At 47.3% G+C, this 20,910-nt stretch carries 17 protein-coding genes; 6 read left to right on the plus strand and 11 right to left on the minus strand.

What is annotated here, in order from left to right; genetic code table 11:
- Position 1: 1 nt before the first annotated feature.
- The 5 genes from D7D25_RS12620 to lipA form a co-directional block, all read right to left on the minus strand.
- Positions 2-1,090, minus strand: a complete 1,089-nt coding sequence (locus D7D25_RS12620) for a hypothetical protein (RefSeq protein WP_185140259.1) — start codon at positions 1,088-1,090, stop codon at positions 2-4.
- Between the two features lie 2 nt (positions 1,091-1,092).
- Positions 1,093-1,962 carry a DUF58 domain-containing protein gene (locus D7D25_RS12625; protein ID WP_122969313.1) on the minus strand — a complete coding sequence of 290 codons (870 nt, stop codon included), beginning with the start codon at positions 1,960-1,962 and terminating at the stop codon, positions 1,093-1,095.
- 21 nt (positions 1,963-1,983) lie between these two features.
- A complete protein-coding gene (locus tag D7D25_RS12630; RefSeq protein WP_122969314.1) occupies positions 1,984-2,979 on the minus strand; it encodes a MoxR family ATPase in 996 nt (331 codons plus the stop codon).
- A 140-nt stretch (positions 2,980-3,119) separates the two neighbouring features.
- A complete protein-coding gene (gene lipB, locus D7D25_RS12635; protein WP_122969315.1) occupies positions 3,120-3,821 on the minus strand; it encodes a lipoyl(octanoyl) transferase LipB in 702 nt (233 codons plus the stop codon).
- Positions 3,822-3,869: 48 nt separating this feature from the next.
- The gene (lipA, locus tag D7D25_RS12640) at positions 3,870-4,733 is read right to left on the minus strand and encodes a lipoyl synthase (protein ID WP_122969316.1); all 864 of its coding nucleotides are present in this window, start codon (positions 4,731-4,733) and stop codon (positions 3,870-3,872) included.
- A 282-nt stretch (positions 4,734-5,015) separates the two neighbouring features.
- Here lipA and tgt point away from each other — a divergent pair, with 282 nt between their 5' ends.
- The 3 genes from tgt to D7D25_RS12655 all read left to right on the plus strand — a co-directional run bounded on the left by tgt (position 5,016) and on the right by D7D25_RS12655 (position 8,143).
- Positions 5,016-6,146, plus strand: coding sequence for a tRNA guanosine(34) transglycosylase Tgt (gene tgt, locus D7D25_RS12645; RefSeq protein ID WP_122969317.1), 1,131 nt, complete (start codon positions 5,016-5,018; stop codon positions 6,144-6,146).
- A complete protein-coding gene (locus D7D25_RS12650; RefSeq protein WP_122969318.1) occupies positions 6,143-7,246 on the plus strand; it encodes an LptF/LptG family permease in 1,104 nt (367 codons plus the stop codon). The genes tgt and D7D25_RS12650 overlap by 4 nt, the downstream gene beginning before the upstream one ends.
- Before the next feature lie 87 nt (positions 7,247-7,333).
- Positions 7,334-8,143, plus strand: coding sequence for a peptidylprolyl isomerase (locus D7D25_RS12655; protein ID WP_122969319.1), 810 nt, complete (start codon positions 7,334-7,336; stop codon positions 8,141-8,143).
- 48 nt (positions 8,144-8,191) lie between these two features.
- Here D7D25_RS12655 and D7D25_RS12660 read toward each other — a convergent pair whose 3' ends face one another.
- From D7D25_RS12660 to D7D25_RS12675, 4 genes are all read right to left on the minus strand, one after another.
- Positions 8,192-8,965 carry a prephenate dehydrogenase/arogenate dehydrogenase family protein gene (locus D7D25_RS12660; protein ID WP_122969320.1) on the minus strand — a complete coding sequence of 258 codons (774 nt, stop codon included), beginning with the start codon at positions 8,963-8,965 and terminating at the stop codon, positions 8,192-8,194.
- 216 nt (positions 8,966-9,181) lie between these two features.
- Positions 9,182-10,258, minus strand: coding sequence for a bifunctional 3-deoxy-7-phosphoheptulonate synthase/chorismate mutase type II (locus D7D25_RS12665; protein ID WP_122969321.1), 1,077 nt, complete (start codon positions 10,256-10,258; stop codon positions 9,182-9,184).
- Positions 10,259-10,515: 257 nt separating this feature from the next.
- Positions 10,516-11,667: a pyridoxal phosphate-dependent aminotransferase gene (locus tag D7D25_RS12670; RefSeq protein WP_122969322.1), complete on the minus strand. Its 1,152-nt coding sequence runs from the start codon at positions 11,665-11,667 to the stop codon at positions 10,516-10,518.
- 145 nt (positions 11,668-11,812) lie between these two features.
- Positions 11,813-12,664: a prephenate dehydratase gene (locus D7D25_RS12675; RefSeq protein WP_122969323.1), complete on the minus strand. Its 852-nt coding sequence runs from the start codon at positions 12,662-12,664 to the stop codon at positions 11,813-11,815.
- 624 nt (positions 12,665-13,288) lie between these two features.
- On the opposite strand from D7D25_RS12675, the gene D7D25_RS12680 reads away from it, so the two are divergent.
- Entirely contained in the window at positions 13,289-14,824 is a 1,536-nt protein-coding gene (locus D7D25_RS12680) for a peptide MFS transporter (RefSeq protein WP_122969324.1), read from the plus strand.
- Between the two features lie 55 nt (positions 14,825-14,879).
- Here D7D25_RS12680 and D7D25_RS12685 read toward each other — a convergent pair whose 3' ends face one another.
- The gene (locus tag D7D25_RS12685; RefSeq protein ID WP_122969325.1) at positions 14,880-16,217 is read right to left on the minus strand and encodes a PAS domain-containing sensor histidine kinase; all 1,338 of its coding nucleotides are present in this window, start codon (positions 16,215-16,217) and stop codon (positions 14,880-14,882) included.
- Positions 16,218-16,228: 11 nt separating this feature from the next.
- The gene (locus D7D25_RS12690; protein ID WP_122969326.1) at positions 16,229-17,599 is read right to left on the minus strand and encodes a sigma-54 dependent transcriptional regulator; all 1,371 of its coding nucleotides are present in this window, start codon (positions 17,597-17,599) and stop codon (positions 16,229-16,231) included.
- Between the two features lie 406 nt (positions 17,600-18,005).
- On the opposite strand from D7D25_RS12690, the gene D7D25_RS12695 reads away from it, so the two are divergent.
- The gene (locus tag D7D25_RS12695; protein ID WP_122969327.1) at positions 18,006-19,340 is read left to right on the plus strand and encodes a TolC family protein; all 1,335 of its coding nucleotides are present in this window, start codon (positions 18,006-18,008) and stop codon (positions 19,338-19,340) included.
- Between the two features lie 73 nt (positions 19,341-19,413).
- On the plus strand, positions 19,414-20,664 hold the full coding sequence (locus D7D25_RS12700) for an efflux RND transporter periplasmic adaptor subunit (RefSeq protein ID WP_122969328.1): 1,251 nt from the start codon (positions 19,414-19,416) through the stop codon (positions 20,662-20,664).
- Positions 20,665-20,910: the final 246 nt, after the last annotated feature.

The following is a 20,910-nucleotide window of genomic DNA, read 5'->3' on the forward strand; positions in this document are numbered from 1 at the left end:
CTCACTTACTTTTTTTATTACTATTCTCCGGACTCTTCCCATCTCCCATTCTTCCCGTCTCCCGTTCCCTTTCGGGCTCTTCTTCTCTCACAACAGGATCGGGTTCCCGGGTCTGGTTCACAAAGAAATAAGCATTTACCAGGCTCAAATCGTTTTCATCAGGGTAGGGTTTGTATTTTGCAAATTTCACCAGGTCGGAAGTCGATAATATCTGCTTTAGGTTCTCATATGCCGATTCCACATCCGTCGTTTTCCGGATCTCATTCAGTATCTCTCCCGAGGTCATCTCCATCGCATTGATTCCCTCGCGTTCATAGATATAGATGCGGAGAACATCGGTCAACCTGGTGTAAAAATCTTTCTCCCTGCCCTGTTGCCATATTTTCTCGGCCTTGAGCTTATCCAGTTCATTGAGCGCGCGCACATGTGCCGGCAGCACTTCCGGCGGTTTAAAGAAATAACCTTTCTTCTTTTTCTTCAATACAAGGTAGATGATAAAACCAATCAGACCAAGTACCAGTAACACTCCCAATAGAATCCAAAGTATCCAAAGATAATCTGTCCATACGAAAGGAGCTTTCCGTACCGATTTTATATCGTTAAGTTGCAATTGCCTGAAATCGATAGAATCGGTCTCACCCTTGTTGATTTTTTCAAGATAAGCCAAGGTGGAATCGGAGAGTTCCGGAGAAGTGACCTTTAATCCGAATGAGTTGGAGTAAATGGTGTCCGTTCCGTCGAAAAAAGGAATGTGGGGAATATGGTACAAGGTAGAATCAAATGAAGTGACCACATACTTGAAGTTGAGTGTCATCACGTTGTTCTCGACGGTGGTGTCGGGAGGCAGCATGGTAATTACTTCAATACCGGGCACAATCTCTTTTTCATACACCGGGAAATGGATGACTTTGTCTTTTGGGGTAATTACTTTAAGGTTGATCAACGCCTGTTCGCCGATCATAATTTCAGTAGGCTGCACTGTGGCCTGTACCGTAGCCTTTTGCGCGACAAGGGAAGTGATGGATATAAGGCATAGGGCAACCGCGGCTGCTCTACGGATCGGGATGATATGTAATTTTTTCCGTATCAACGTTACTTTCTTTGTTTAAATAGTTGCAGTAACAATTTCACATAATCGCTTTCGGTAGAGACCGACACACTGTCCACGCCACTCTGGCGGAAAGCGTTGTTCATCGCCATCTGCAAGTCGTTCCACCAGGAACGGTAGCGGTCCCTTACCTTTTTTGAGGATGTGTTGATCCATCGCTCTTGGCCCGTTTCGGGATCCCTGACTTTCATCAGGCCGACCGGTTGCAATTCGGTACTGAGTTTGTCGTACACCTGGATAGCCGCCACATCATGCTTCCTGGCTGCAATCCGAAGCGCTTGTTTATAATCGCCCGCATCAATGAAGTCCGATATCAGGAAAGCCGTACACCGCTTCTTGATAGCGTTGGTCATGTAGCGCAGGGTCACGTTCAGGTCTGTACCATTCCCTTCAGGTTTAAAGCCCAGGATTTCACGAATAATATAAAGGATATGTTTTCTTCCTTTTTTGGGAGGGATAAATTTCTCCACCTTGTCGGTGAAGAAAATCACTCCAATCTTATCATTGTTCTGTATGGCAGAGAATGCCAGTGTTGCCGCGATTTCCGCCACAATATCACGTTTCAAGAGTGATTGTGAGCCAAAGCCAAGACTTTCCGACACATCGATCAGCAGCATCACGGTCAACTCCCGTTCTTCTTCAAATATTTTGATATAGGGTCGGTTATAGCGGGCCGTCACATTCCAGTCGATATCACGCATATCGTCCCCGTACTGGTACTCCCGAACCTCAGAGAAGGCCATACCACGCCCCTTGAAGGCGGAATGGTACTCTCCGGCGAAGATATTCCGCGAAAGGCCCCGCGCCTTGATCTCTATATGTCGTACTTTTTTAAGTAGGTCGGTCGTCTCCATTTAGTCTCCTGCCTTTATTCTTTAGGGCACCTCTACCCTGTTCAGAATTTCGCTGACAATCTCCTCGGAGGTCATATTATTGGCTTCCGCCTCATAGGTGAGACCGATACGATGGCGAAGCACATCATGGCACACGGCACGGATATCTTCAGGGATCACATAGCCGCGGCGTTTGATAAACGCGAAAGCGCGGGCCGCCAATGCCAGGTTGATGGAAGCGCGGGGTGACGCCCCAAACCCGATCATCTCTTTCAGGTTCGCCATGCCGAATTGGTCGGGGAAACGCGACGCGAACACAATATCCACAATATACTTACTGATCTTTTCATCGATATAGACTTCTCTCACCACTTTCCGCGCCTCCAAGATGGCTTCAGTGGAGATGACCGCCTTATCGATGGCCACCGGCTCGAAAATATTCTGCCGGATGATCTGCTTCTCCTCCTCTTTCGAAGGGTAAGAAATGATCACCTTCAGCATAAAACGGTCTACCTGTGCTTCGGGTAGCGGATAGGTTCCCTCCTGTTCGATAGGATTCTGGGTGGCCATCACCAGGAAAGGATTAGGCAATGGATAGGTCTGCTCGCCAATGGTGACATGGCGTTCCTGCATGGCTTCAAGCAACGCGCTTTGCACTTTGGCGGGGGCACGGTTTATCTCATCGGCCAACACGAAATTGGCGAAGACGGGGCCGTGCTTCACCTGGAACTCCTCATTGCGTTGGCTATAGATCATGGTTCCGATCACGTCGGCAGGCAACAGGTCGGGAGTAAACTGTATCCGGCTGTAATTCGCATCGATGAGTTGAGCCAGCGTTTTGATAGCCAGTGTTTTTGCCAACCCGGGCACCCCTTCCAACAGGATATGCCCGTCTGATAATAATCCGATCAGCAGCGACTCCACTAAGTGTCTCTGACCCACGATCACCTGATTCATGCCGGTGACGAGTGTCTGGACGAAACTGCTCTTTTGCTCTATTCTCTCGTTTAGCTCCTTAATATCGACAACTTGGCTCATATTTTTTATTATTGATGTTTCACAAAAGGTAGGCGTTTTGAGTCGCCTCCGCTCCTCTATTTTCCCTGTTCACCGAAAAGCCGGGATTTTTTTGAACTACAAAATTAGAAATGTTAAAGAGGTTTCTTACAGTTTGGGGGTTAAAAATGTTTAAGTCTGTAGGATAACTCCATTCCGAAGCGATTGACAAAGGCTTCCTTCATCCGATGGCAGACCTCTTGAAAGTCGACCTCATGACCGAGTTCCTTTTGTATAGAGGTCACACCGCGGTCCCTGAACCCGCAGGGATTGATATAATTAAAATAGGAAAGGTCGGTATTGGCGTTGAGGGCCAGGCCATGCATCGTCACGAAACGGCTTGCCCGCACACCGATGGCACAGATCTTCCTCGCTTTGGGCGGGTCGGCCACATCAATCCATACCCCCATTGCCTTCTCATCTTTCTCTCCCTTCATGCCGTAAGACGCCAGGGTATCTATCACCGCGTCCTCAAGTGCGGATATATAACTTTTTATTCCCATCCCGAACGATTCCAGGTCGATGATCGGATATACGACCAACTGCCCCGGCCCGTGATAGGTGATATCCCCTCCCCGGTCGATCGTATGCAGGTCGATATGCTTGCTTTCACAAACGTGGTGGGCGATAAGCAGGTTTTGTTTGTCGCCATGCTTACCAAGGGTATACACATGCTCATGTTCGCAAAAAAGGAGGTACTGTTCTTTCCCCTCTTTCTTTTCCGATTTCTCCCGGACTACCGATTCGAACAGCTTTTCCTGGTAATCCCATGCTTCCTGATAACGGATGCGTCCGAGGTTTTCAAAAATCACTTTTCTACTCATATATTTTTTAGACACAAGAGTCAAGAGCCAAGAGTCAAGAGCCAAGAATCAAACATGTCTCTCCGCATGGTAGGAAGAACGCACCAATGGTCCACTTTCCACGAACTTGAATCCTTTTTCCAGGCCTATGATCTTGTATTTGCGGAACTGTTCCGGCGTCACAAATTCTTTCACCGTCAGATGTTTCCTGGTAGGTTGGAGATACTGGCCGACCGTGAGCACCTGACATCCCACACTGATCAGGTCGTCCATCGTTTCCAATATTTCCTCTTCAGTTTCTCCAAGGCCGACCATGATACCCGACTTGGGTTTTGCCTTCCCACTCTTTGCGATAGTCTCAATCGTCTTGAGGCTTACATCATATTTGGCACGGCTGCGCACCTTGGGAGTCAACCGCCTTACGGTTTCCATATTGTGCGATATAATCTCGGGGCCTGCTTCTATCACTTTATAGATAAGCTCTTCAATACCATTAAAATCGGGAATCAGGGTCTCAATCGTCACCTCAGGATTCCTCTCCTTGACACGCTTGATAGTGGTGGCCCAGAATCCGGCGCCAAGATCGGGCAGATCATCCCTGTCCACACTGGTAATCACACAGTGCTTCAGCTTCATCTTCTCAATACTCTCGGCCAGACGATCCGGTTCGTTCCAATCCACGATCCCTTGCGGACTCCCCGTTTTCACCGAACAGAACCGGCAAGCACGGGTACAGACATCTCCCAATATCATAAAAGAAGCTGTTCCCCTGCCCCAACATTCCGACAAGTTGGGACATTTCCCGCTTACACAGATTGTATGCAGTCCTTTCCTCGCGATAATTTCTCTTACATCCAGGTATTGCTTCCCTTGGGGAAGCGATATTTTGAGCCAATCGGGCTTTCTTACCATTAATTCGGGTTTGTCATCCATATCCTTTAACTTATTTCTTCCGTCACATCAGACAGATAAATAAATGCATTCTACCTGCCGCATAACGAAAAGTGTTTTTTAAAATGTTATCCAGAGAACAAAAATACGATTTTATTCGGGTATTACCCAATTATCGACATTTCATATGTTTTTTCCTTTGCCTTTTACCCTCTCCCTGCTTCCTCCCAAACGGACTCCTAACTATTTTTAAACAGCGACCCTACTGTTTGTAAAGGCAAAAGATTTATCTTTGCCCTCAAAACGCAGTTAGAGCAGATCATATTGGATTTCCGACTATTACATACTGATCCCAAATCGAATGCCCGGGCAGGCATCCTTTCTACCGACCACGGAGAGGTGGAAACACCGGTGTTCATGCCGGTAGGCACCATTGGGAGCGTGAAAGCAGTGCATGTCACCGAGTTGAAACAGGACATAGGAGCGCAAATCATTCTGGGCAACACCTATCATCTCTACCTGAGACCGGGGCTCGACACCCTGCAACAGGCGGGAGGTCTACACCGCTTCAACAGTTGGAACAAGCCGATGCTGACCGACAGTGGCGGATTTCAGGTTTTCTCACTGACGGAAAACCGGAAGCTCAGTGAAGAAGGCGCGGAATTCCAATCACATATAGATGGCTCGAGACATTTTTTCACACCGGAAAAGGTGATTGATATCCAACGAATCATCGGCGCCGATATCATCATGGCGTTCGATGAATGTACCCCGGGAGATGCCGATTACGATTACGCGAAAAAATCGCTCGACCTTACGGAACGATGGCTCGACCGCTGTCTAGCCCGTTTCGGCGAGACAGAATGTCCCTACGGGCACCGTCAAACCCTTTTTCCTATCGTGCAGGGATGTGTTTATCCCGATCTCCGCCGCCGTGCCGCTGAAAATGTGGCGGCCAAAGAAGCGGACGGGAACGCGATTGGTGGGCTGGCCGTGGGCGAACCTACCGAAAAGATGTACGAGATGGTGGAGCTGGTCAACGAAATTCTGCCGAAGGACAAGCCGCGTTACCTGATGGGCGTGGGCAAGCCCGAGAATATCCTCGAGGCGATTGAACGGGGCGTGGATATGTTCGACTGCATCATGCCCACCCGGAACGGACGTAACGGACAGATCTTCACGAAACAGGGCGTGATGAACATGCGCAACGAGCGGTGGAAAAACGACTTTTCGCCGATCGAAGATGATGGGGCCTCCTTTGTAGATACCCTGTACAGCAAAGCCTATCTGCGACATCTCATCAATGTCAACGAGATATTGGGATTGCAGATCGCATCCATCCACAATCTGGCTTTTTATATATGGCTGGCACAGGAGGCAAGAAAACATATCATTGCCGGTGACTTCTCGGAGTGGAAGCCGATGATGCTGGAAAACGTGACCAGACGATTATGAAAAAAAAGAGTGATTTTCTGAGGTTAAAACGCCTGGACAGGTACATCATCAAAAAGTTCCTGGGCACTTATGTTTTTATGATCGCGCTGATCCTCTCTATCGCGGTGGTATTCGACATCAATGAGAAGATCGATAAATTCATGACCAACAACGCGACCTTGCAAGGAATTATCTTCGATTACTATGTGAACTTCGTCCCCTATTACGCCAACCTGTTCAGCCCCCTGTTCGTTTTCCTTGCCGTCATCTTTTTCACCTCCAAGATGGCGGGCAATTCTGAAATCATCGCCATCCTTTCGAACGGCATCGGTTTTAAAAGGATGATGAAGCCCTATATGGTATCGGCTTCAGTGATCGCCCTCTTTTCATTCATCTTCGGGAGTTACCTGATACCTCCGGCGAATGCCACCCGTATTGAATTCGAAGTGACTTACGTGAATCCCCGGAACAAGGTAACGGGCGACCGCGACATTCAGTTCAGAGTGGGACCGCAAACCATTGTTTACTTCGGGAATTTTGACATGACCAGCAATACAGGATATAACTTCTCCATGGATCATTTCGACAGCCTCCAATTAACATCGAGGCTCACCGCGCAATCGATCCGGTACGACTCTGCCTATCACTGGACGATCCACAATTACCAGATCAGACGCTTCGAAGGATTGAAGGAGATCATCACCAAGGGTACATCCATAGACACCACCTTGCAGATTGTCCCTAACGATTTCATCATTGCCAATTCAGACCAGCAGATGATGACTTCACCCCAACTACGCCGCCACATCCGAAGTCAGAAGGAACGGGGATTGGGAAATATACAGGCATTCCAGATAGAACATCACTCGCGGATAGCCTCCGTATTCTCGGCATTTATCCTTACCATCATCGGTGCGGCCATCTCCGCGAGGAAAGTAAAAGGCGGGATGGGTCTCAACATTGGTATCGGACTGACACTCAGCATGGCCTACATCCTTTTCATGACTGTGAGTTCCACTTTTGCCGTGAAAGGGGGAATGAGCCCGTTTATTGCCGCCTGGATTCCAAACATTATTTTTGCCGGCATCGCACTCTATCTGTATAAGAGAGCGCCGAATTGACGGGTTGACGTGATAATTCGACGATATACCGATTGTCAATAACAATCAGCCAATCAACAAATCAGCCAATCAGTAAATCTAAATGATATGATACGGAAGATACTTATTTTCATTTTCATCGCCACGGCATGGCAAGCCAACGCGCAGACAAATTATCCGACCATTGTCATTGAGACCAATCGGGGTACAATGAAAGCAATATTGTATGATGATACGCCCGTGCATAGCAACCATTATCTGAAACTGGTAAAGAAAGGTTATTTCGATGGCACCCTCTTTCACAGGGTAGTAAAGGATTTCGTAATACAGGGAGGAGCGCAGGATTCGCGTAATGCCCCCGCAGGCGCACAGATTGGCGGCGGACGTACCGACATGGAATTGATGCCTGAATTCCGCAAAAACAGGTTCCATAAAAAAGGGGCGCTCGCAGCTCCAAGAAGAGGAGATAATGATAATCCGCAGAAAAAATCAGATGCTTCCCAATTCTACATCGTACAAGGAAAAGTCTATACACAGGGGCGGCTCGACACAATGGAGATGGCTGTAAATGTGCCTATCAGGAACCAAATTATCCGCACCCATTATGCACCGCACAAACAGGAGCTGGACAAACTGAAAAAAGCGAATGACGCGAGGGGATTCAATGGGCTGTTAGACTCACTTTTAAACGTGGTGGATTCTCTCTATGCCATAGCTCCGGGGAAATTCTTTCTCCCTGAAGAGTTGAAAGAGGCATACACCACTCTCGGCGGCATTGACAGCCTCGATGGAGAGTATACCGTTTTCGGGGAGGTGACCGAAGGACTTGAGGTCATCGATAAGATCGCCGCGCTGAGTGTCGACGGTAACAGCCGTCCCAAAACCGACGCCAAGATTATAAGGATATATGTTGAGTAAGTGACCAGTGGTGAGAATATCCCCTCATGGTTCTTCCACAAGCTGCCATCACTCAATATTTTTCCTTACGCCGGTCAAAAAAGCTTTCATTTTTTCGGAGTCTTTCTCTCCGATAATATCGAGCAACTCACGCAGCTTCCTCCTGATATTCTCCAATTGTTCCGATGTATGTGGGTTAAAAAGGATTTCCGTCAGGAGGTAATCATCCTCCGAGAGTAATCCCTGCGCGATATTCATATGCTTTTTAAAGGTCGTGCCCGGCGCATCCTGATGTTTCATCACGGAGGCAAACACCAATGTCGAAGCAAAGGGTATAGAGAGCGAGTAGGCAATGGTCTCGTCATGTTCCCGGAACGAATATTCAAACACATTGAGCTTGAGTCGGTGGTACAAATCCCTGAAAAACACCTTTCCCATATGTGACGACTCCGAAATGATGATAGCGCTCTCTCTACTCAGATCGTTAAGGCTGGCAAAAGTGGGGCCGAACATGGGATGGGTGGAAACATACGGGCGGGTACGCTCCCTGTAGAACTCCTCCAACCCGGTTTTCACCGAAGCAATATCGCTCAGGATGCATGTCTCCGGAAGATAAGGCAATACGTTGTGAAATGCCGCGATGGTATATTTGAGCGTGGCAGCATTGATCACCAGTTCCGGGGCAAAATCCTTGACCTCCCGCGCATCGGTCATCCGCCGCGTGTTATAAATAAAACGCAACTTCCGGGGATCACAATCCAATACAGCCACGTCATGGTCGAAACTAAGCACATCGGCAAAGAACGATCCCATCTTGCCGGCTCCCAGGATTAATATTTTCATATGACTAAAAATATTTATTTTCAATGGTGTCATATGGAACTCGCTTTAGTCATGATCTTGGGTGATAATGATTATCATGCTCGTTTCATATGATTTCCAATTTGGGATTTGGGATATTTGATGTAGGATGTTGGAATTAGTCTCCTCGTCTCACCATCTCCCTACATTATTCACATTGGCACATTATTCACATTGGCATATTAGCCCATTCATGAATCATTGAGTCTTTTTCGCTCTCTCCATGATCACCATCTGCTGACGCACCGATTCCGAGTGAATGGCCTCCAGCACCTGTTTGATGAAATCGCCCGACATCTCCATCCTTTCACCCTGTCCGGCCCGATCTGTCAGTATCTGGTCATACCGGTGGGTTTGCAGGATAGGCATGTCATGTTCCAGTTTATACTGCCCGATCTCTCTGGACACCCGCATCCGTTTAGCCAGCAGCTGCAACAGCTCATTGTCCAGTTCATCGATCTGCTCGCGCAAGTCGGAAAGATCTTCCGTAGTCTGCACCGTATCGCGTATAATAAGGTTATCGAGAATATCCTTAAGGGTCGCGGGCGTGATCTGTTGCGCCTTATCGCTCCATGCCTCGTCAGGCGAACAGTGGGATTCTATGATCAACCCCGAATAATTGAGATCCATCGCCTGTTGACTCAATTTCGAGATCAGGTTGCGGTCTCCCCCGATGTGACTTGGATCACAGATAATGGGCAATGTGGGAAAACGCCGTTTCAGCTCAATAGGGATATGCCATTGCGGCAGATTACGATAGATGGTTTTGTCGGGTGTGCTGAATCCGCGGTGGATCACTCCCAATTTCCTTATCCCCGCGTTGTATAACCGTTCCAAAGCGCCGATCCACAACTCCAGATCGGGATTGACAGGGTTTTTTATCAGTATCGGGATATCTACTCCTTTGAGTGTGTCGGCAATCTCCTGCACCGCAAAAGGATTTGCCGCAGTCCGAGCCCCGATCCAGAGCATATCGATCCCATATTTCAGGGCTTCATAGACATGCTTTTCAGTAGCCACCTCAGTAGCCATGTACATACCGGTCTCTTTTTCGGCTTCCATCATCCATTTGAGCGCGGGACTACCTATTCCTTCAAAACCACCGGGTTTGGTCCGGGGCTTCCACACCCCTGCCCTGAATATTTTCACTCCGGCATCTGCCAGTTGCCGGGCAGTACTGATCACCTGCTCTTCCGTTTCCGCGCTGCAAGGGCCGGCAATCACAAGCGGTCTCTTGTCATCTATACCCGGTAATAAGATTGATTCAAATTCCATATTGTTTTTGTTGTTTTTGAATTAGAAATTAGAACTGAGAACTTGGGACTGAGAACTGAGAATTTAGAACTTGGAACTCAGAACTTAGAACTGAGAACTTGGAACTGAGAACTTGGAACTGAGAACTGAGAACTGAGAACTTGGAACTGAGAAGTGTGAAGTGGATAAGTCCATTAATTACATTAGTCTCATTGGCAAATTAGTCTCATTAGTCACATTAGTCACATTAGTCACATTAGTCACATTAGTCACATTAGTCACATTAACCGGATTCTTTGGTACGCTTCCTCCAGTTTTTCCGCCGACGAGCCAAGCGAGATCCGGACAAACCGGTCTCCGTTGTTTCCAAAGATGGCTCCCGGCGTGATAAATACGCGCGCATTGTAGAGCAGGTCATCGACAAATGTTTTGCTATCGGGCGCATCACCGGGAAGTTTACCCCATACGAAAAGGCCTACCTGGCGTTTGTCGTAACTGCATTGGAACCTATCCATGATCTTCTCCGCCCAGAGGCGCCGTGCCGCGTAGATCTTATTCATTTCGGCATGCCACTCGTCCGGATTCGACAACGCGGCAATAGCCGCCAACTGCATCGGCTTGAACTGTCCGCTGTCAATGTTGCTTTTTGCCTTGAGCACCCATTTTACAAATTGCGGGTTGGACGCCAACATCCCCATACGCCAGCCCGACATATTATGCGATTTACTCAATGAGTTCAATTCAATGCAGATACTCTTAGCGCCTGATACTGACAAGATACTCATCGGATTGTCGTTCAGGATAAAACTGTAAGGATTATCATGACAGATAATGATATTATGTCTTTTACCGAAATCCACTAATCTTTCGAATAACCCTACTGATGCGTTTGCACCGGTAGGCATATTGGGATAATTGACCCACATCAGTTTCACATTTGACAGATCCATCTTCTCCAGCGCCTCGAAATCGGGCTCCCAGTTATTGTCCTCCAGCAGATCGTAGGGTATTACGTTTGCTCGCAATAAATTCGACACCGAGCTGTAGGTGGGGTATCCGGGGTCAGGCACCAGGACACTATCACCAAAATTGAGAAAAGCCATCGAAATATGCAGTACGCCCTCTTTCGAACCAATCAACGGTAGCACTTCATCCTCTGCCAACTCCACCCGGTAAATCCTCTCATACCATTGGGCAAATGCTCTCCTGAGTTCCGGAATACCCGTATAAGGCTGATAAGCATGTGTGTCGGGACGTTGTGCGGCTTCACAAAGGGTCCGGATGGTCTCTTCCGACGGCATCCGGTCGGGAGCTCCCACTCCCAGGTTAATCACATCTTTCCCTTCGGCATTCAGGCGGGCCACTTCCGCCAACTTCACCGAAAAATAATACTCCGAAATCGATTTAATATGTTCGGCTGGTTCTATCATATCGCTATAAATTACTAATTATCAATTACAAATCACCTGTCAATTTATCGTCACGTCAACGTTTTCTCCCCAATCTTCCCCTTTCGGCTCTTCACCTCCCTCTTCATTCTTCATTCTTCACTCTTCATTCTTCATTCTTCATTCTTCATTCTTCACTAAACCCATGTTTCTCCTCCCTATATTCTCCCAGAACCTTCAACCCGCTGATCAGCGGCAAGATAGCATCTATCGATTGCCGGTAGCGATTATAATCGGTGAAGGTGAGATCAATATAGAACTGGTATTCCCATTCTCTTCCGATAATGGGCAGCGACTGGATACGTGTAAGATTGATATTATAGAACGACAATACCGAGAGTACCTGGGAGAGGCTTCCTTCATTATGAGGCAGCACAAAAACCAGCGACGACTTATTGATATGGTTATCCTTTTGCACCTCCTGTAACATCTCACCCTGCGCCAGAATAAGGAACCGGGTAAAGTTCCTTTTATTTGTTTCGATTCCGGATGCAACTATTTCCAAGCCATACTTTTCAGCCGCCAACGTGCTGCAGATAGCGGCTGTCGAGCCCATTTGCCGTTCACGGATATCGCGTGCGGCCAGCGCCGTGTCCTCGTGCTCTACAATCTTCACATCCGGTAAAGTATCGAGAAATGCTTCACATTGCATCAAGGCGATAGGGTGCGACATCACTTCTTTGATCTCTCCCAGAGGCCTGCCGGGAAGCACCACCAATGAATGGGATATACGCAGTTTATGTTCACCCGCGATCCGCACATCACTCATTTTCAACAGGTCGTGGTTTTGCAACAAGCTTCCCGCAATGGTATTCTCTATTGCCATCACACCGATCAAATCGGGATCTTTTTTCGTTTCCACGAAAATATCGCGAAAAGTGCCGCATGGGACAATTTCCAGTTCTTCACCCTTGAAATATGCGCGGGCCGCGATCTCGTGGAATGAACCCTCCCCTCCCTGAATGGCTACTCGTTTCATCTGATCTGTTTTTTAGATGTAAAAAAAAAAGTCCCATCGTGTAATCGACAGGACTTTATTTATTCTGATATGACTTTTAAATTATTCTCATTCTGCATATAAAATCCTGCCTTTACCTACTAAAGTAAAAGTAAAACCAGAAACCAAATGCAAAAACGGAACCAATCATTGTATGTTTCTTTAAGATCGATACGATAAAATATCAGATCGATAATGAATGCAAAAGTACTACTTTTTTCTTTTCAACAAACAAAACGAAGGAGAAAATGTATCGAATAATTAAAAATTCAGAAACAACCCTGTCATAAAACAATGAGAAGCTATCAGTTTTTATATAAAACAGCGACAGTTATAACAAAAATATTTTTATATTTGCGGAAAATAAGATGTGCCCGGGAAAAGCTCAAGCAAGTTTGGGTTTCACCCGGTTTTCATTAATTTTGCACATCAAAAACCCAAATGACTAAGAAGTTGTTTTGAATTTTTTCATCCATTGTTTTTTAGCAATTTTTTGATGGATTTGGATTTTCATTTCACACCAAGGTCATATGGAACTTTCTATAATTATTCATTGGCATGCGAATTATTAGCATGCCCGTTTCAAAACCATAAATAAATTAATCAATGTTCAAAAATCATCCTAAAGGGTTGCTCGCCGCCTCACTGGCGAACATGGGAGAGCGTTTTGGTTTTTATACCATGATGGCTATTCTGGTGCTTTTTTTAATGACGAAGTTCGGCCTTGACGAGAAGAGCGCGGGAGTTATCTACTCTATCTTTTATGCCTCCATCTATCTGTTGGCACTGGTAGGGGGTCTTATTGCCGACAAGACCCGGAATTACAAAGGGGTCATCCTGATCGGACTGCTCCTGATGGCATTGGGATATGTGATCATTGCCATTCCGACCACCACGCCCGTCCCACCGGATAAATTTGTTATTCTGCTGGCTTTAAGCTGTTTCGGACTTTTTATCATCGCCTTCGGCAACGGGATGTTCAAAGGGAACCTGCAAGCGCTGGTAGGACAGATGTATGATAATCCGCAGTACAGTAAAATGCGTGACTCCGGTTTCCAGTTGTTCTACATGTTCATTAACGTGGGTGCCATATTCGCACCTCTCCTCGCAGTCGGTGTAAGAAACTGGTGGGTGGAAAAGCACGGCTATGTGTACAACGCCGACCTTCCCGCGCTCGCGCACCAATACCTGGGCAATACCATTACTCCCGAGGGGACGACCCGGTTGCAAACCCTGGCATCGGAAGTGGGATTTTCCGGTACAGACCTTGCCGCTTTCAGCAGTGGGTATTTGAACGTGTTCACCACCGGATTCCACTATGCCTTCGCGGTGGCTATCGTGGCCATGATGATTTCATTGATAATTTATGTTTTCAATAAGAAAGGATTCCCAGATCCGGCTGACAAACGAATCGACCCCAGCGGGAATGCCGCTGTGGCGGAGATGGATATCAAAGAGATAAAACAGCGCCTCTATGCCCTGTTTGCGGTATTTGCCGTGGTTATCTTCTTTTGGTTCTCATTCCACCAAAACGGATTGACCCTCACCTATTTTGCCAAAGACTATACCGACCTGAGCCAGATAAGGGTCAATCTGGGATTTGCCACGTTACAAGGGGCTGAAATATTCCAATCTATCAATCCTTTCTTTGTGGTATTCCTTACCCCTATTATAGTGGGATTCTTCGGATGGCTCAGGGCTAAAGGAAAAGAACCTTCCACTCCGCGCAAGATAGCCATTGGGATGGGAATTGCCGCATTCGCCTATGTGATAATGGCGATAGGGTCGCTAGGACTTCCCCTCAAATCGGAAGTGGACGCCATGGGCGGGCTTGCCGATTCGGCGCGTGTGACGCCCTGGCTGTTGATTGGCACCTATTTTATCCTTACCGTGGCCGAGCTGTTTATCAGCCCATTGGGGATTTCTTTCGTCTCAAAAGTGGCTCCTCCTAAATACCAGGGAATTATGCAAGGAGCATGGTTAGGCGCCACGGCAATTGGCAACGCGCTGTTATTTATCGGTGCCATCTTCTATACAAGCATTTCGATGACAGGCACGTGGTTGGTATTCGTAACAGCATGTATCATCTCGATGTTCACCATGCTGGCGATGATCAAATGGTTAGAAAGGATCGCTAAATAATCATTATGCTATAATTGACCGGACAGGAGGAAAGCAACACTGTTTTCCTCCTGTTTTATTTTCCGGAATGATAAAATGCCATCCGAAATACCGTCCATCCATCTTTAGTGAAATGGGTCAATGTCCCCCCGTGCAGGCGCATAATATATCGCGACACACTCAATCCGATGCCGGTACCGGAAGGTTTGGTCGTGAAAAACGGAACAAAGATATTAGGCAACACCTCTTCAGCGATGGGCCGCCCGTTATTGCAGACATCCAGACATGTTTTCTCCTTCTCTTCCGTCAATTCGATCCTGATCCGTCCCTCTTCCCCTGAAAGAGCTTCGACGGCATTCTTCAACAGATTGAGCAACACCTGCATGATCTGCGATTCATCCAATTGCCTGACAGCAGGTTGGGCAGGCAGATGTAAAGTCACCGGTATGCTTTTTTCTTCCAACACAACTGCTTCCAGCACTATTGCCCGCTCGACGACCGACTGCAACGAAACCGGGTTTAGCTCAGGCTTGGGAATTCCCGTAAACCGGCGATAGGAATTGACAAAACCAATCAAGCCTTTGGCCGTCGAATTGATGGTCTGCAGCGCCTCTATGGTATTCTGCATCAGCGAATCCTGTTCATAAGGTTCGTCCTTTCGGAAAGCGGATAGCAACGTATCGGTCAGCGACGTGACAGGCGCGATGGAGTTCATGATCTCATGCGTCATGACACGGATCAACCGTATCCACGAATCCATCTCCTTGTAATCGAGTTCACTCCCTATATTGTTCAGCGTAATGATCTTCAGCCTTCTCCCTTGCAGGATGATCCGCGAGGCCCTCAGGCTCAGCTGCATCTCCTCCCGTTCATTGGCTATTTGAATGGTTTTCGTGTCGGATGGCTCCAGATTGCGGAACAGATCAGGTAACGACCGGTCAATATTTGCCAGCTGATTGACATGAGTAAAAACCGGCAGACCCAATAGCCTGTTGACAGTGCGGTTTATCTGTACCACCGCACTCTCTTCATTCAGAATAACAATACCGGTAGACACACTCTCCATAATGACACTCAGGAATTTTTCATTCTCAATCACCTCTTTACGGGCTCTTGAAAGGATCTCCTTAATGCGATTCATCATCTGATTCAACTCCTTCTCCCTCCTGGAAAGCTTGGTTTCAGCGAAATTGAAAGAGTAATCCCCATTATCCAGCGCGTTGAGCAGGAAAATGATATTCTTGTTGAACTGATTGTAACTCCGCCGCATATTATGGAGCAGGAAAAAGGCCAGAAGTGCGGCCAACACCATATATACATATTGCGCTTGTATGGCAAACCAAGTGCTTATCACGACGGCTGCAATCAGCAGGATCGTGTAAAGGTAAAGCTTGTATTCGATGGATTTAAACATGACTGCAGCGGTTAAAGCCCGTATTTCTTGATCTTGCTGTAAAGCGTAGGCCGGGAAACACCTAATTCTTTGGCAATGGCTGAAATATTATTTCCGTAATTGCGCATGGCCCGTTCGATGAGCACCCGTTCCATTTCTTCCAAGGTAACATTGTCGAGCTGCTTATCCTTCTCACTGCCAGCCGTTGGCCGGAGGAACAGGCCGGAGGAATCGATCACCCGGTTGTCGGACAAAATAAGCGCTTTCTCTATCGTATGCTCCAGTTCGCGCACATTGCCCGGCCAGGCATATTCCCGCATCTTCGCAATGGCGTCTTTGTGTAGTGTTATTCCTGTTTTATTGTATTTCACAGCAAAGCGCCGGAGGAAGAACGACGCCAGTCCGGGAATATCTTCTTTCCTGCGGCGCAAGGGCGGCACTTCAATCTGAATAGTGTTGATGCGATAAAGCAGGTCTTCCCTGAAAAGACCGTCTTGTACATCCCGGAAAAGGTTATGGTTCGTGGCGCAGATCAACCGTATGTCCACCGCGACCGGCTTATTACTTCCTACCCGGATAATCTGTCGCGACTGCAAGGCATTGAGTAGTTTTGCCTGAAGCGGATAACTGAGGTTGCCTATCTCATCAAGAAAGAGCGTCCCTTTATCTGCCGCCTCAATCTTTCCTGCCCGGTCGCTATGGGCGTCGGTGAAGGAGCCTTTTACATGGCCGAAGAGCTCGCTCTCGAAGAGTGTTTCAGTGACCGCTCCCATATCTACTGTCACAAGCGACTCGTTAGAGCGTGGCGAGAGTTGATGGATTTTGCGGGCAATCACTTCTTTACCGGTTCCGTTTTCGCCGGTAATCAAGACATTGGCATCCGTCGTTGCCACTTTCTCCACTAACCGTAACAATTCCCGCATCGCTTGAGATTCTCCCCAATAGACATCACTTTCCCGGTTCAGTTGGGAGTTAAGCACATGCTGCTTCTCTTTCAGTCTGGCCACTTCCTTTCGCGATAGCCGTAATTCCAGTGCCGACTGTAATGTAGCCAACAGTTTGGCGTTGTTCCAGGGCTTTACCACGAAATCGGAAGCCCCTTCTTTCAGCGCGGTCACTGCCAGGTCGATATCCGCATAAGCGGTAAAAAGCACCACCGGCAAATCTGGATTTGCCTTCTTTATTTCCGCAAGCCAGTACAGCCCCTCGTTACCGGTATTGATCCCCGCGGAATAATTCATGTCGAGTAACACCACATCGGGGTTCTTCTCCCTCAAATTCATCAGTAACGCGGTGGGCGAAGAGAGGAGGATCACCTCTTCGAAATGGCTATTCAACAGAATTTTAAGCGCACTAAGCACATTTTTGTTATCGTCAACGACAAGAATTTTTCCCTGTTTCATCTTTTTTAGAAATAAGAAGTTAGAACCTGGAACTTAGAACTGAGAACTTAGAACTTGGAACTTAGAAGTGTGAAGTGGAGAGGTCAATTAATCACATTAGCACATTAGTCACATTGGCACATTAGTCACATTGGCATATTAGTCACATTGGCATATTGGCACATCAACTACTCTTCACTTTTCATTCTTCATTCTTCATTCTTCATTCTTCACTCTTCACTTTATTAGTCCTGATTCGTGAATCTAAAATACAAATGTAACCAAAATATTGTCAAATTATCAACACTACTGTAAAATAATTTTACAAATGCACTGACAGCTCTCAAATATTAAGAAGCTAATAAACAAATAGTTAAATATTTTGGCACGATGTTGGTATATCTCTTTACAAAATATATTGAAAAAAATGAATCGATTTTTATCTATATTAGTGTTATTGTTCGCTGTTTCTACCGCCTTACAGGCGCAGGAAAAACAATGGTCGCTACACAATTGTATACAATACGCCGTAGAGAACAGTCCTAAAGTCAACAAGCAGAAAGCGCAGAACAGCATTTACCAGCAGGACTACATGCTTGCCATGGGTAGATTACTCCCTTCGTTGAACGCCGGCACGAATGCATATTTCAATTTCGGCCGCGGGATAGATCCAGAGACAAACACCTATACAGATATCAACACCTTTAGTAACACCTATTCCGTCCATTCCAACTTAACAATCTTCGATGGTTTTTCGAATATCTACAAGATAAAAATGCAGCAAGCGAATAAGCTCGCGGGCAAGCAGCAGTTGGAGCAAGCGCGCGAGATGGTGGCTTACGATACCATGGAATCCTTTTTCAACGTATTGTACTACAAACGAATGGTACAACTGGCACAGGAACAGGCGGAAGAGAGCGCCAATAATATGAAACAAGCGAGACGAATGGAAGAGCTGGGGATGAAGGCCAAACCCGACGTGGCGGAAATGGCGGCAAAGGAAGCGGCAGACATTTACAACCTCACGCGACAAAAAAACCTGCTCACCATCGGCATGATCCTGCTCAAGGAAAAGATGAATTTTCCGGTAGAAGATGAACTGGATATCACAGATCAACAGACCGAAGAATTGATCGTCAAATCAGGCGAAACAGTTGCGGCAATCTATGAAACGGCCAAAGCGATCAATCCCGGAGCGCTGTCCGCGGAATCGGCACTGAAAGTACAGGAAATGAACCGGCGTGCCGCCATCGCCGGCTTTTCCCCGGTCATATCAATGGAAGCCGGTTTATCGTCGAGATATGCAAGATACCTCGATGGAGATAATCGTGAATCTTTTTCCGAGCAACTCAAAAACAGACGGGGAAGTTATGTCGGATTTACGTTGTCCGTCCCCTTGTTCACCGGTTTCTCAAAATCGACCTCCTATAAACGAAGCAAAGCACAGGTGATCATTGCCGAAAGCGAGTTTCAGGAAACTCTTCGAGCGCTCTACAGCGCGATCGAGCAGGCGGTGGCAGATATGAACGGGCAGGCGGATGCTTATCAACAGGCAGTGAAGCAGCGGGAAGCGATGGAAACAGCGCACGAAACGAATCGGAGGAAATATGAAGAGGGGTTGATCAGCCCGCTCGAACTGCACACAAGCGCCAACCGGGTAATAGAGGCAAAAGCCGAGGAGCTGAACGCCGAATTGCAATACCGGTTGAAGGCACGCCTGGTGCGGTATTACAAAGGAGAGTCGTTTGTGGAATCGTTATGAATTAGGAGTTATGAATTGGAAGTGAGGAACTATAAGAGGTAAAAAATATTGAATCTTGCATTCATCAAACAATATGGATATTTTAGTTGAAAAGAAAAAAGGATTGAAGAAAAAACATATCCCCCACATCATTGGCGGGCTGTTGTTTCTGGTGGCTATCATATGGCTTATCTTCGGCAATCATGCGTCGAAGTTGAATGTGGAAGCCAACCGCATCTCCATCCAGTCGGCGACCAGGGGCGAATTTAACGATTACATTCGTGTCAGCGGGCAGGTACAGCCCATCAGTACCATACAATTAAGTGCGGTAGAGGGTGGCATGGTGGAAGCCAAGTTGGTGGAAGAGGGCGCCGATGTAAAAAAGGGCGATGTGATCGCCCGGCTGAGCAATCCGATGCTGAGCCTGAACATATTGGACAGCGAGGCGCAACTGGCCGAAAAGCAGAACTTCCTTCGCAACACACAGGTAGCTATGGAACAGGACCGCCTGACACTGAAAAAGGAAAAGCTACAACTCGACCTGGACGTTACCCGCAAACAGCGCAAATATGAACAGTACAAAAAACTGTATGAGGAGAAGTTGGCTTCCAAAGAAGATTACCTGCAGGCAAAAGAGGATTACGAGTTTGCCGTGGACGGCCGCCAATTGGTCGTGGAACGGCAGAAGCAGGACTCCATTTACCGCAGCGTACAGATCGACCAGATGGAAGAGAGCCTGCACAATATGCGCCAGAACCTGATGCTGATTCGCCAACGGAGCGAAAACCTGAATATCAAGGCACCGGTGGACGGACAGCTGGGTCTGCTGGATGTGGAGATCGGCCAGAACATCCCGACCGGCGGGCGCATCGGTCAGATCAGCGTGCTGTCCGACTTCAAAGTAGAAGCCCTGATCGATGAACATTATATCGACCGGGTGAGAACCGGATTGGATGCCACTTTCGAACGGCAGGACAAGAACTTCGCGCTACGTGTCCGCAAAGTATTCCCCGAAGTGCGCGACAGGCAGTTCCGTACCGAATTTACGTTTGAGGGCGAACGTCCCGACAACATCCGGGCCGGACAGACCTATTATATCAGCCTGCAATTGGGACAGCCGGTGGAAGCAGTGCTGATACCCCGCGGGCCGTTCTATCAGACCACCGGTGGGCAATGGATCTTTGTCGTTACCCGCGACGGAAAAAGAGCCGTGAAACGCAGGATCACCATCGGACGGCAAAACCCCAATTATTACGAAGTGACAAGCGGTCTCGAACCGGGCGAAAAAGTGATCACCTCCAGCTACGAAACATTCGGAACCGCCGAAGAATTGATTTTGAAATAGATGAATGAGCCAATATGCCAATGAGACTAATGTGACTAATGTGACTAATGAGACTAATGAAGCTAATTATCAATAATTTCAAGCAATTTGTGAAATCGTCAAAAGCGGTATTCTTTTTCAATATTGCAGGTTTTACCGTGGCATTCACCGCCTTTTTTGTGATTGCGATTCAATTGGCATATTGCCACATTAATAGATTAGCACATTAGCTTAGGTTCCGAGTTCTAACATGTCTTGACTCTTAAA

This window comes from Proteiniphilum sp. X52 (assembly GCF_003712195.1).
GTDB lineage: Bacteria > Bacteroidota > Bacteroidia > Bacteroidales > Dysgonomonadaceae > Proteiniphilum.